We start from the raw sequence: 12,469 nt of genomic DNA on the forward strand, positions 1-12,469 counted from the left end.
AGAGAAAGTGAGTGAGAGATTGAGAATGGCAGAACAAAATTGGGAACTAAGTAAAAAGGATATTTTACAAATAGCGGATTTAACAAGAAAAGAGTTAACTGCACTTATTCAAGATGCAATCGTCATGAAACAACAAACTAAAGAAGGAATTCCACATCCACATTTGCATGGAAAAACGCTGGGTATGATTTTTGAAAAGTCTTCTACACGAACGCGGGTATCTTTTGAAGTAGGGATGACACAATTAGGCGGACATGCCTTATTTCTAAGTTCGAAAGATATCCAATTAGGTAGAGGTGAGAGTATCGCGGATACTGCAAAAGTGCTTTCTCGTTATGTGGATGGACTGATGATCCGTACGTTTGGACATGAAATTATTGAGGAATTTGCAGAAAATTCGGTGGTGCCTATTATAAATGGATTAACCAATGAACACCACCCGATGCAAGTTCTAGCAGATTTAATGACGATTTATGAAAAAAAAGGAAAATTAGAAGGATTAACAATGGCTTATGTAGGAGATGGGAACAATAATATGCCTCATTCATTAATGGAAGGAGCTGCCATTATGGGGATGAATATGCGTATAGCCAGTCCCAAAGGGTATGAACCTCTAGAAGCCGTTTTTCAACATGCAAAAAGTAAAGCTGAACAGCTAGGAGCCACTATCCACTTTACATATAATCCAATAGAAGCAGTAAAAGATGCAGACATTGTCGTAACGGATGTGTGGACAAGTATGGGAATGGAAGGTAAAGAAGCAGAACGCTTAACGCCTTTTCTACCTTATCAAGTGAATGCAGCACTGACTCAGTATGCACAAAAGGATTTTATATTCTTACATTGCCTGCCTGCACACCGTGGCGAAGAAGTAACCGCTGGAATTATTGATGGCAACCACTCAGTCGTATTTGATGAAGCAGAGAATCGCTTGCATGTTCAAAAAGCAGTATTGAAAAAATTAATGGAAAATCGTTAAACCTAAAAAGCCATCAGGTATCAATTCTGATGGCTTTTTTAGGTTTTAAGATGAAATGAAAGCCTACACTAGATACTGAGTTGGATAAATGTAGTTCCAACGGAGCCTTAATGAAAAACTACAAAAAAAGAGCCTATAAATGTTATTAAAACAACATTTACAAACTCTTTTATAAATCATGTAAGTCACAATTTTTCCTATGGAAGCGAGGGGTTGTCATACCCTTACAAAAAAAGTTTAATACATATTCTTTTTCAGATATAGTTCAAGCAAGTTCTTTTGCTAACTCCTTAAACTCTTCCTACTTAGTAGACGAAGAGTTTATTGAAATATTTCTTAATGAACTATAACATTTCTTGTTTGTATATATTATAGATACTTTCACTTCTTAATTTAGTGAAGGTATTTTATTATAAAAAAATAACCCCTAACCTTTGTGGAGTTAAGAATTAGGGGTTATCGGTAATCTATGTGCCAAGAATACCTAATACTCTTGCAGTCTCATCTGTTAAGATGATCTATACGGTTAAAATATTATAAAAAAATTCCAATCAATTATAACGATCAGGTAGCTATCTCATCGCAACTAACTAACTGGAATTCAATTAACTATAATATTTTAACACCTTTATTATATCTATATTCAGCGAAATTTGAAAACGATATCAATTGTTGTGTTTAGTTCTATTGTAACAAATTAGTCACAATATTCTTATTTCCAAATATATTATTTTAATATGTATGTTATTTTTTTCGTTTAATCGTTATACTAACAGCATATTGAGCGCAAGGAGCGTGCACCTGTGTTAGTTAACTTAGATAATGAATTTTATGAAAAAATATCAGCTTTATCAGAAGCCTTGGAGATTACTCCAGGAGAATATCTAGAAAGACAGCATGATAGTAACGCTAATTTAAAAGGGGTTCTCCTTACAGAAAAGGACGAATTCGTAAAATTTGTTAAAGACTATAAACACATTTTAGATGAATTATTTTTCTTATCAGACGATTCTTTACAATCCTTGAGTACAGTTGATGATTCTCCAGAAATGAAAAGAGTTTTTTCTAGATTAAATACTCTCGTTGGTGAAGATCTTGGGTTTATTACTAAACTTTACATGGTATACAAAGAAAAGTCATTAATTAGTTAACTCTAAATATTTTTAAAACACTTTTGTATTCTTGCAAAGGTGTTTATTATGTTCAATTTGCCCCACAAAACTATACAGATTGAAGGTAAATAAATATGAGCGCAGGTATGAACTTATATGATAACGTTAAATCACTTGCTGCTAGAAAAGGTATGACCTTACCAGAATTTTCAAGAAAGATAGGATTGTCACATACTGTAATTTACAAATGGAAAACTTCCATTCCTGGTATTGAAATTGTGGACAAGATTGCTAAATATTTCGATGTATCAATTGAGTTTTTAATAGGAAGCAATCATATTCCTGAATGGTCCAAAGGTGATAAAATAGTAGAATTTGATTCAATCTTAAAAAGCAACCTTCCAATAAGTTATGGCGGAGTAGAATTAACCGACATTGAAAGAAAACGTGCTGAAACAGTTTTAAATGCTTTATTTTGGGACAAATCTACTTAATAGTTTAATTTCAAATAATAGCTTATCTTTCCTATTATGGTAAAATTAATTTATAAGGAGACGATGTTTATGGGAGATTTAGATAATAATAAAGAGCAGAAAAAACGTGGTAAAAAAACAGATAACATCCCTTTTCTTGCTATAGGCATATCGCTAGGAGCTGCTTTTGGAATGCTTACAGATAATCTAGCTCTTGGAATGGGTATTGGAGTAGCAATTGGTGCAGCATTAGATGGTATGAAGTCTAAGGATAAAGAAAAATAAGTATCTAAAATACAGGGAGGAATTTATTTATGGGAGACTTAGATAATAAAGATAGTAAACAGGAAAAGAATGAAAAAAATGTGAATCAAGCAACTTACGTTGTTTTAGGTATGTCTTATGGTCTTGCGTTTGGTGCTGCTTTAGGACTAGTATTTGATAATTTAGCCATCGGAATCGCTATAGGTATTGCTTGTGGCGCTGTAGTTGGTGCAGCTATGGGCAGTCAAAAATCAAAAAATAAATCCAAAAAATAACCCTACCTCAATTAAGAGATAGGGTTTTGTTGTCTATATTCATCACGTTCCCCGTGGGATATTTTCACGTCAAACTATTATTTAATTAAAATTCAAAATTAAAAGTTAAATCTTCTCCAAAGCTACTAAAATTAGGATCGTTACCTGCACCTACAACATATTGAAAACTTTTACGTCTTCAGCGTTACCGTCAAATATGAAAAAGATAGTACCTTCTTTTACAACTTCACCAATAAAATCTCCACCAACGCTGCCACTAAGGAACATATCAGCATCTACTTGTTGTTTTGTGTTAGTCACAATTGTTCCTTGGTCTGGATAAATCATGTTTGTATCTCCGTTTGTATTTTCAACACTTACTTTAACAGAAATAACAGCTAAATCTTCTCCACCCATCATTTCTACATAATCTGCAGATGGTTGCAATTGTCCTTTCTGAACTTCTTGCACAGTTACATTGAATGGACCCGATTGTTGCATTTTGTCAATATTTGTTACTCCACCTAGATTAGTAAGTGTACCAAATTCTTATTCGTTTACTACGTTTTCTGTTTGACCTTCAACAATGGTTTCTTCTACAGCAGTAGACTCTTCAGCGGGAGAAGATACCTCTGATGACGTATCTTCTCCACCACATGCTGCAAGAACAATCCCACATATTCCAAACATAGCTAACAATTTAAACTTTTTCATCCTTATTCCTCCAAAAATATGTATTTTTTATCCCTATCCTTAAAGATTGTTGCTATTAAGGATAATTCACTTATAACCTACCAAAATTTAAAGAGGAGATATATTATGAGTATATTGTAATAAAAAAGTTACCCAATCAAATGAGTAACTTAATATCTATTGTATGCTGACGTGTATAATTGTGTTAAATGCAGGCTACGATTTTATGTTCTCTATAATATGAATATGGTTTATTCTACATGTAAATGCGCCCAGCATGAGTATTTTAAAATTATTTAATGACTACCCATTTGACTACCCTGATATGATTGTAATTATTAATCATTGAATTAAAAACAATAAAAAAAGCTGTTATACCAACATTTCAATGTTACTTGAATGGAGGTATACAGCAATAATGGAAGCGAGGGGAGTCGAACCCCTGTCCAAGTATATCGGCACCTAGACGTCTACGTTCATAGTTGTACTATTAAGGTTTCGCTCAGTATTAGCCGCACAACAGGCATCATACGTCGCTAGTCTGATGATCTCTTCTAAAAATTGCAGACGGAAAGTTTTAGCGTATCCCACTTATTATAGGACCCTTGCTCGAGCACATGGGCGATGCCGAGAGGATCTACACTAAGCTGTTATTACGCAGCTAAAGCGTAAGAGTTATTATTGTTTTTATCAGTTATATTTAACTGTAACGTTTTAGCGTAGCCGTAACCTACGAAACGCGATCCAAGCTCGACCTATACCTGTCGATTCCGTAACGCTCCCTAAATGGGATGTATACAGAGAATGTTCTGTTTTGAATCATCATTAATCTGTTTAACTCTCTTAAAATAGTATAACATATTTTAGAAAAAAAGAAAATATGTTCGTTTCATAAGTCATTATTCCATTTTTTCAAAAGAATGAATTAAGAGCAACAAGCTATTATTTGTTGAATCTAGCATGTAATATTGGTATATTTAACAAGAAACATTATAATGTTTTGAAATACACTAATGGAATGATTAGATTTTGGAAAAGAGGAAGGTAATGAAGAGAAAAAAACTTCTTTATGCAGATATTGCTGATGATATCCGAAAGAATATTTTAAACGGTATATATGCAGTAGGAGAACAAATACCTACTGAAAATGAACTTGAAGAAAAATACAATGTTAGCAAAATAACGATTCGTAAGGCGATTGAAATATTAGCTGTTGATGGATATGTTGAGAAAAAAAGCGGTAAAGGTACAACAGTAATCAGTGATCGTTTATTTAATAAGCTTTCTAAAGCAGCTTCTTTTTCAAGTATTATTGAAATGAATGGCCATAAATTAAGAAAAGAAATAATAGCAATAGAAGAGGTACAAACAATAAATGAGGATGACGATATTCAAAAGACATTTAAAGATAAAGCCTATAAATTAACCCGGATTTATTATTTAGATGGAGAACCGTATATTTATTTTGAGCATTTCCTTCCAGTTCTTGGAACTATTGAAGCATTGAAGCAAATAGAAAGCGTCTCTCTTTATAAATGGTTAGCGGAATTCAATAAAAATGTTGGCAGATTCCAAGATAGCTTTGAAGTGGTAAAAATCGAAGAATCTGTAAAAGAGAAGTTAAATATAGCACATACTCATCTTTTAAAAAGAGTCAGAAAAACAGTTAGCACAACAAATGAGATTATTGAAATTTCTCACGCAATATATGATACAAGCAAGTATCCCTACATTATTGATTATGAAGTTTAAGTTCAAAAGGTAAAAAAAAACGATTTTTTTAAGGAAATCGTTTACAACTAAACATTATAATGTTATATTCTTTTTGTGAGAAATAAAAGTAATTAGGAGGCTATTATGAATAATTTTGTTGATTTTTTAGATTCAAAAGTTTTACCTGTAGCTACAAAGATTAGTTCACAGCGGCATATGGCAGCTATTCGTAAAGGAATCATTGCAACTTTGCCCTTAACCATTATCGGATCCTTTTTTACGATTCTTTTGAATATCCCTATCGAATCAGTTGCTGCAATTATAGAACCGTATAAAGCTATACTCGATATTCCGTTTCGTTTTACTGTAGGGATATTATCATTGTATGCTACTTTTGGTATCGCTTCGTCACTCGCTGATAGTTATGATTTAGATGGTATGACATCTGGAATGCTTGCAATACTAGGGTTCTTGATTTCTACAATTGTACCGACACAAGTTATTGAGCCCGTTGAAGGCGTTATTGAATCAGGCAGATACATCAATATTGCAGCACTTAGTTCCTCTTCTCTTTTTGGAGCTATCATCGCAGCTATTTTATCTGTTGAGATCTACCGCTTTATGAAAGAGAAAAACTTTACGATTAAAATGCCCGAGGGTGTTCCTCCTGAAGTGGCTAATTCTTTTATTGCGTTGATACCAACAGCCGTTATTATTTTATTTTTTTGGATTACTAGACACGTGTTAGGTTTTGATATCAACAGTGTATTGAGCTCGTTATTATTGCCGTTTAAAGATATTTTAGCAGGAAATAGTTTATTCGGAGGACTTCTTACAGTGTTCTTGATTACATTCTTCTGGGTTCTAGGAGTGCATGGTCCAGCTATTATGGGTCCAGTTATTCGTCCTTTTTGGGATATTTCAATTGCCGAAAATATGACCGCTTTTCAAGAAGGTACAGCTGCAACAGATTTACCGAATATTTTTACAGAGCAATTTCTACAATGGTTTGTTTGGATCGGTGGAGCCGGCGGAACGTTGACATTAGTTGTATTGTTCCTTTTTTCAAAATCTAAATACCTTAAAAGTTTAGGGAGATTATCTATTTTACCAGGACTGTTTAACATTAATGAACCGATGATTTTTGGAGCTCCAATAGTAATGAATCCTATTTTAGGAATACCGTTTATTGTAGCACCGCTAGTTACGACAACCTTATCTTATTTCTTGACCGTAACAGATGTCGTACCAATGATGATGGCCCGTTTACCCTTTACCGTCATTTCACCAATTGCAGCGTGGATCAGTACGGACTGGAGTATCATGGCAGGGTTATTGGTGGTTATCAACTTCTGTATCACTATAGCGATTTACTACCCGTTCTTTAAAGTATTTGAAAGACAACAAATTGAAAAAGAATTGGAAGCAGAACAAGAAAGTGCAGCACAAGCAGCAACAATGGCTGAAGAGTCTGTTTAAATAATTAAATAATGTATAAAAAAATTAAGAGATAAGTCTGATGACTTATCTCTTTGGAGGTCTATATGACAATACTAGTATTTTTGGTCTTTACCGTTTATTTTATTCTTTGTCAGTACGTAATAGAAAAAAAGGTGCTTCCAGAAAAAATCATTGCAATGAACATGTTTTATTTAATTGTATTGGCAATTTTAATGATTGCTTTAAGTATAGTGATAGGACTCATTTTCCATATTGAATGGTTCCTAGTACCCGCGGTCACACTATTTTGTGCGAGTGTTCTTGGAGCAAAATTTCGCAAATCTTTTATCTAAATAGAAAAGAGGAATAAATGATGAAACGTAGATTAGGTATCTCAGTTTATCCGGATCATAGTGATTCAGAACAAGATCAAGCATATATTACTTTAGCATCACACTATAACTTTACGAGAATCTTCATGAGCATGTTAGAAGTGACTGAAGGAAAAGAAAAAATTAGTGAAAAATACAGCAGCATTATAGCCTTTGCTAAAAAATTAGGTTTTGAAGTCATATTGGATATTGCACCAAATATATTTGAAGAGTTGGAAATTTCGTATGATGACCTTTCTTTTTTTCATGCATTAGGAGCAGATGGAATTCGTTTAGATGTAGGTTTCGATGGCAACAAAGAAGCTATGATTTCTTTTAATCCTTACCATCTAATTGTTGAATTGAATATGAGCAATGACGTAGCGTATTTAGATAATATCTTATCCTATCAAGCTAATCGACCTTATTTATATGGTTGTCATAATTTTTACCCACAAAAAGGGACTGCCTTGCCATTTGATTTTTTTGTAAAATGTAGCGAGCGCTTTAAAAAGCAAGGTTTAAGAACAGCGGCATTTGTCAGTTCTCAAAGTGGAACAATTGGACCATGGGATGTCAATGACGGATTGCCTACATTGGAAATGCATAGGAATCTTCCAATTGAGGTTCAAGCAAAACATCTTTTTAGTACCAATCTAATTGATGACGTCATCATCGGTAATGCTTATGCATCAGAACAAGAATTGAAGGCTTTATCTCTGATAGATCCTTATCAAGTCATGTTTTCGATTGATTATGTATCTAATGTAAATGAAGTAGAAAAAGAAATCGTTACTCGGCCTCAACATTTTAGACGGGGAGATATAACCAGTCAAGTGATTCGGTCAACAGAAGTTCGCAAAAAATATTCGAAAGAAACAAATGTCCCACATGACAATCAATTAACTTTTGAACGTGGCGATGTAGTCATTGGGAATAATGAATTTGGCAAATACAAAAATGAGCTTCAAGTCGTTTTGGAGCCACACTCGGATGAGCGGAAAAATTTGGTAGGGAAAATAAAAAAAGAAGAACATGTCTTGTTAGATTTCATCTACCCATGGAGCAAATTCAGATTTGAAGATAAGTAAGGGTGGGAGAATATGTTTGATCTGTATATTAAAAATGCAAAAACAGTAACCGAAGAACCAATCGAAATCGGTATCAAAAATGGAAAAATTGTTGCTGTAGAAAAGAAATTACAAGTAAAAGACGCTAAAAAAACAATCGATTTAAATCATCAATCCTATCTTTCTGCTGGTTGGATTGATGGGCATACTCATTGTTATGAAGAAATGAATCTTTACTATGATTCGCCTGACACGATTGGCTATACAAAAGGAGTTACAAGTGTGATTGATGCCGGTTCAACGGGCGCCGATAATATTGCTGAATTTTATGCCTTAGCAAGTCAAGCCAAAACAAATGTGTTTGCATTAGTGAATATTTCTAAAACAGGGATTGTTCACCAAAATGAATTAGCTGATTTAACGAATATTCAAGAGAAAAAGGTTTCTGAAGTGATAAAAAACTACCCGGATTTTATAGTAGGAATCAAAGCCAGAATGAGCAAAACTGTTATCGGAGATAATGGCATTCGGCCATTGGAATTGGCAAAATTGATTCAAGAAAAGAATCAATCGATTCCATTAATGGTTCATGTTGGATCAGCACCTCCAGATTTAAAAACCATTTTATCTATCATGGATAAGGGGGATGTGTTGACTCACTGTTACAATGGAAAATTAAATGGAATCTTAAATGAAAATGGCAAGATTCATGATTTTGTATGGGATGCGTATCAAAAAGGTATTCGATTCGATATTGGACATGGGACAGATAGTTTTAACTTTGCTGTTGCAGAGCAAGCTAAAAGAGAAAATTTGATTTGTCATATCGTTAGTACAGATATCTATCACCGAAATAGAGAAGATGGTCCTGTGTATAATTTTTCCACGATGATAGAGAAGATGCTCTTTTTAGGTTATGCTCTAAGTGACATCATACCAATGGTAACGACTAATCCAGCAAAAGCATTTCAGTTAAAGTCAAAAGGTATAATAGAGATCGGTTATGATGCTGATATTACGATTTTTGATGTAGAAGACAAAGAGAAAATATTGGTTGATTCCAATGGAAAGACCAGAAAAACAACACAAGTGATTACACCTATCTATACAATAATCAGGGGTAATGATTATAGAGTAGGAGTTGAGGAAGATGGATTATTACAAGAAATATAATTTAAAAGAAGTCATTAATGCAAGCGGTAAAATGAGTATATTAGGTGTATCAAAGTATAGTGAAAACGTGATTAAAGCTCAGAAATTTGGCGGACAGCAATTTTTTGAAATGGAAGACCTAGTTCAAAAAACAGGACAGTATATTGCGAAATTGGTCGATGCAGAAGATAGCACGATTGTTTCTTCTGCATCTGCGGGTATTGCTCAATCAGTTGCAGCGATTATTGGTAAAGGGAGCCACTATCATTTATACCATCCTTATACAGATAGAGTAACCCAGCGTGAAATCATTCTTCCAAAAGGACACAATGTGGATTATGGAACACCTATAGAAACAATGATTGAATTGGGAGGCGGAAAAGTTGTCGAAGCTGGATACGCCAATATGTGTAGCAGTCAGCATATCGCATCTATGATCACTCCGGAAACTGCGGCGATTCTTTATGTGAAGAGCCATCATACCGTTCAAAAGAGTATGCTTTCAATCAAAGAGGCACTACAAGTTGCTCATGAGCATCAGTTGCCATTGATTTTGGATGCAGCAGCAGAAGAAGATTTAGTTACTTATATTTCTAAGGGAATCGATTTAGTCATTTATAGCGGAGCAAAAGCTTTTGAAGGAACGAGTTCGGGCATTGTCTTTGGAAAGACTGAGTTGATAGAATGGGTTCGTTTGCAAAGTAAAGGAATAGGTCGAGCAATGAAAATAGGAAAAGAAAATATCCTTGGCTTAGCTACTGCAATTGAAGATTATATTGAACAAGACAATGAGTCAGCAGAGCAGATGAAAAAAAGACTTGCGCCACTAGTTGAGGAACTGAACAGTATCAAAGGAATAACGTGTTCAGTTGCACAAGATAAAGCGGGCAGAACTATTTTTAGAGCTAAACTTATGGTTAATGATGAAGCACCATTAAATGCTAGTCAACTGGTTGAAGAGCTTAAAACTGGAAATCCAGCCATTTATACGCGAGAGTATGAAATGAATAATGGCATTATTGAATTCGATATTCGTGCTGTAACTAAAGATGAGATGTTAAAAATAGGAACAAGAGTGAAAGAAATAGTAGCCTTGTATGAGAAAGAAGGAAAAATACATGAGTAAAGCACCAAGTTATTTAGAAAACCGCATTTGTTTAAACGTACTGGCTAACTCAGTTGAAAATGCAAAAGAATGTTATGAAGCTGCAGAAGGAAATATTCTTTTAGGTGTCCTTTCAAAAAACTACGAAACAGATCAAGCAGCAATTGAAGATATGAAAAAATATCAAGAGGCGATCCATAATGCTTTATCCGTTGGACTTGGAGCTGGGGATCCAAATCAAAGTAAAATGGTTAGCCGAATTTCTGGAAAACTTCAACCTCAACATGTGAACCAAGTGTTTACGGGTGTAGGAGCTTCTAGAGCGTTGTTAAGTCAAGAACAAACAATTGTTAACGGTTTGATTTCTCCTACAAATAAAGTAGGCTATGTAACCATTTCTACAGGCCCATTAAGCAGCCAGATGCCTAAAGCAGAAGTACCTATTGAAACAGCTATAGCGATGTTGAAAGATATGGGCGGAAGCTCAGTGAAGTTTTTCCCGATGAAAGGGTTAGCTCACAAGGATGAATATATTGCTGTAGCACAAGCCTGTGCTAAACATAATTTCATTCTTGAACCAACTGGTGGAATCGATTTAGAGAACTTTGAAGAAATACTCCAAATCGCGATAGAAGCAGGAGTGGAAAAAGTTATTCCCCATGTATACAGTTCAATTATCGATCAAGAAACGGGTGACACTAAACCAGAAGACATCAAAGAATTATATCGGATGATGAAAAAAGTCTTATCAGAAAAGAAGTAGGGGATTGTTATGAAAATTATCGCTTTTGGAGAAGTCATGATGCGTTTGACGCCTCCTCATTATAAGTTTATCGAACAAACCGATTCAGTTGATTTAAGTTTTAGTGGGACAGGTTTAAATATTTTGAGCAATTTATCGCGTTTTAATTACGATACATCACTAGTAACGAGTCTGCCAGACAATCAAGTGGGAAGAGCAGCTTCAAGTTATATCCGAAAACTAGGGGTAAACGATACAAACGTGGCGTACAAAGGAAATCATATTGGAATATACTTTTTAGAAATGGGCTTTGGGGCTCGGCCTTCTGAAGTTACTTATCTAAATCGAACTGAAAGTTCCTTTTCTCAAAGTCGCTTAGATGATTTCGACATAGATGAAGCTATTAAAGAGGCTGATATTGTGCATATATGTGGTATTTCATTGATGGTTAGCGAAACGGTAAGACAAACAACAATGTACATTGCGAAAAAAGCAAAGGAATTAAACAAAACAGTTTGTTTTGATTTTAATTACCGGCCAAGTATCAACTTAGATAAAAGTCATGAATGGGTAAAAAAACAGTATGAAGAGATTCTTCCTCACTGTGATATTGTTTTTGGAGGAATACGTGACTTAACAGAATTATTGGATTTTCCTTTGGATGAAAATTTAAAGAATACTGAGGATTGTTTAAACATTGCCAGCATACCTTTTGTAGAAAAATATGGAATCTCTTTATTTGCAGGAACACTGCGTGAAAATAAAGGAGAGAAACAGTTTTTAAAAGGATTTCTTAGAAACAATCAAGGGTTTTCGGTTAGTACAGAGTATGAATTGACTATTTTAGACAGAATAGGAACTGGGGATGCTTTTGCTGCAGGAATCATTGCGGGGGACATTGAAGAATGGTCAGAGAGAAAATCAATAGAATTCGCCGTTTCCAATGCTGTGCTTGCGCATACGACTTATGGCGACACTCCTTTAGTGAATAAAAAAATCGTTGAAGAGTATATGAATGGAAATCGAACGAATCTTTTGCGATAAAAACTAAAAGATAATAGTAAAATAAAAAACACATCTAAAAAAAAGATGTGTTTTTTT

The 12,469-nt window shown here is 34.3% G+C and carries 15 protein-coding genes and 1 other RNA gene; 13 read left to right on the top strand and 3 right to left on the bottom strand.

The genetic code is table 11. The features are described 5' to 3' along the window. Positions 1 to 25: 25 nt before the first annotated feature. The 5 genes from argF (at position 26) to ACKI3H_RS02740 (ending at position 3,103) form a co-directional block, all read left to right on the top strand. Positions 26 to 979, top strand: coding sequence for an ornithine carbamoyltransferase (argF, locus tag ACKI3H_RS02720; RefSeq protein ID WP_407370750.1), 954 nt, complete (start codon positions 26 to 28; stop codon positions 977 to 979). Positions 980 to 1,782: 803 nt separating this feature from the next. Beyond that, a complete protein-coding gene (locus tag ACKI3H_RS02725) occupies positions 1,783 to 2,130 on the top strand; it encodes a hypothetical protein (protein WP_407370751.1) in 348 nt (115 codons plus the stop codon). Between the two features lie 95 nt (positions 2,131 to 2,225). After that, on the top strand, positions 2,226 to 2,585 hold the full coding sequence (locus ACKI3H_RS02730) for a helix-turn-helix domain-containing protein (RefSeq protein ID WP_407370752.1): 360 nt from the start codon (positions 2,226 to 2,228) through the stop codon (positions 2,583 to 2,585). Positions 2,586 to 2,654: 69 nt separating this feature from the next. After that, positions 2,655 to 2,849 (top strand): glycine zipper family protein, encoded by a 195-nt coding sequence (locus ACKI3H_RS02735; RefSeq protein WP_407370753.1) that lies wholly within the window; start codon positions 2,655 to 2,657, stop codon positions 2,847 to 2,849. Positions 2,850 to 2,878: 29 nt separating this feature from the next. Continuing rightward, positions 2,879 to 3,103, top strand: a complete 225-nt coding sequence (locus tag ACKI3H_RS02740) for a glycine zipper domain-containing protein (RefSeq protein WP_407370754.1) — start codon at positions 2,879 to 2,881, stop codon at positions 3,101 to 3,103. A gap of 150 nt (positions 3,104 to 3,253) precedes the next feature. On the opposite strand, the gene ACKI3H_RS02745 is transcribed toward ACKI3H_RS02740, so the two are convergent. The 3 genes from ACKI3H_RS02745 to ssrA all read right to left on the bottom strand — a co-directional run bounded on the left by ACKI3H_RS02745 (position 3,254) and on the right by ssrA (position 4,558). Continuing rightward, complete coding sequence (locus ACKI3H_RS02745) at positions 3,254 to 3,583, bottom strand: hypothetical protein (RefSeq protein ID WP_407370755.1); 330 nt, start codon at positions 3,581 to 3,583, stop codon at positions 3,254 to 3,256. A gap of 48 nt (positions 3,584 to 3,631) precedes the next feature. Beyond that, positions 3,632 to 3,796 carry a hypothetical protein gene (locus tag ACKI3H_RS02750; RefSeq protein WP_407370756.1) on the bottom strand — a complete coding sequence of 55 codons (165 nt, stop codon included), beginning with the start codon at positions 3,794 to 3,796 and terminating at the stop codon, positions 3,632 to 3,634. Between the two features lie 395 nt (positions 3,797 to 4,191). Next, positions 4,192 to 4,558, bottom strand: a transfer-messenger RNA (tmRNA) gene (ssrA, locus tag ACKI3H_RS02755). Between the two features lie 264 nt (positions 4,559 to 4,822). Here ssrA and ACKI3H_RS02760 point away from each other — a divergent pair. The 8 genes from ACKI3H_RS02760 (at position 4,823) to ACKI3H_RS02795 (ending at position 12,412) form a co-directional block, all read left to right on the top strand. Continuing rightward, the gene (locus ACKI3H_RS02760) at positions 4,823 to 5,527 is read left to right on the top strand and encodes a GntR family transcriptional regulator (RefSeq protein ID WP_407370757.1); all 705 of its coding nucleotides are present in this window, start codon (positions 4,823 to 4,825) and stop codon (positions 5,525 to 5,527) included. A 105-nt stretch (positions 5,528 to 5,632) separates the two neighbouring features. Beyond that, positions 5,633 to 6,967 carry a PTS sugar transporter subunit IIC gene (locus ACKI3H_RS02765; protein WP_407370758.1) on the top strand — a complete coding sequence of 445 codons (1,335 nt, stop codon included), beginning with the start codon at positions 5,633 to 5,635 and terminating at the stop codon, positions 6,965 to 6,967. Positions 6,968 to 7,032: 65 nt separating this feature from the next. Then, positions 7,033 to 7,281, top strand: coding sequence for a hypothetical protein (locus tag ACKI3H_RS02770; protein WP_350451164.1), 249 nt, complete (start codon positions 7,033 to 7,035; stop codon positions 7,279 to 7,281). Between the two features lie 20 nt (positions 7,282 to 7,301). Beyond that, positions 7,302 to 8,390: a DUF871 domain-containing protein gene (locus tag ACKI3H_RS02775; RefSeq protein WP_407370759.1), complete on the top strand. Its 1,089-nt coding sequence runs from the start codon at positions 7,302 to 7,304 to the stop codon at positions 8,388 to 8,390. 12 nt (positions 8,391 to 8,402) lie between these two features. Continuing rightward, positions 8,403 to 9,542: an amidohydrolase/deacetylase family metallohydrolase gene (locus ACKI3H_RS02780; protein ID WP_407370760.1), complete on the top strand. Its 1,140-nt coding sequence runs from the start codon at positions 8,403 to 8,405 to the stop codon at positions 9,540 to 9,542. Next, on the top strand, positions 9,520 to 10,647 hold the full coding sequence (locus ACKI3H_RS02785; protein WP_407370761.1) for a DgaE family pyridoxal phosphate-dependent ammonia lyase: 1,128 nt from the start codon (positions 9,520 to 9,522) through the stop codon (positions 10,645 to 10,647). Before ACKI3H_RS02780 ends, ACKI3H_RS02785 begins: the two co-directional genes overlap by 23 nt. Further along, positions 10,640 to 11,389 (top strand): 2-dehydro-3-deoxy-phosphogluconate aldolase, encoded by a 750-nt coding sequence (gene dagF / locus ACKI3H_RS02790; RefSeq protein ID WP_407370762.1) that lies wholly within the window; start codon positions 10,640 to 10,642, stop codon positions 11,387 to 11,389. The genes ACKI3H_RS02785 and dagF overlap by 8 nt, the downstream gene beginning before the upstream one ends. Before the next feature lie 9 nt (positions 11,390 to 11,398). Beyond that, on the top strand, positions 11,399 to 12,412 hold the full coding sequence (locus tag ACKI3H_RS02795; RefSeq protein ID WP_407370763.1) for a sugar kinase: 1,014 nt from the start codon (positions 11,399 to 11,401) through the stop codon (positions 12,410 to 12,412). Positions 12,413 to 12,469 lie beyond the last annotated feature (57 nt).

The organism is Carnobacterium sp., from assembly GCF_045617425.1.
Classification (GTDB): Bacteria; Bacillota; Bacilli; order Lactobacillales; family Carnobacteriaceae; genus Carnobacterium_B.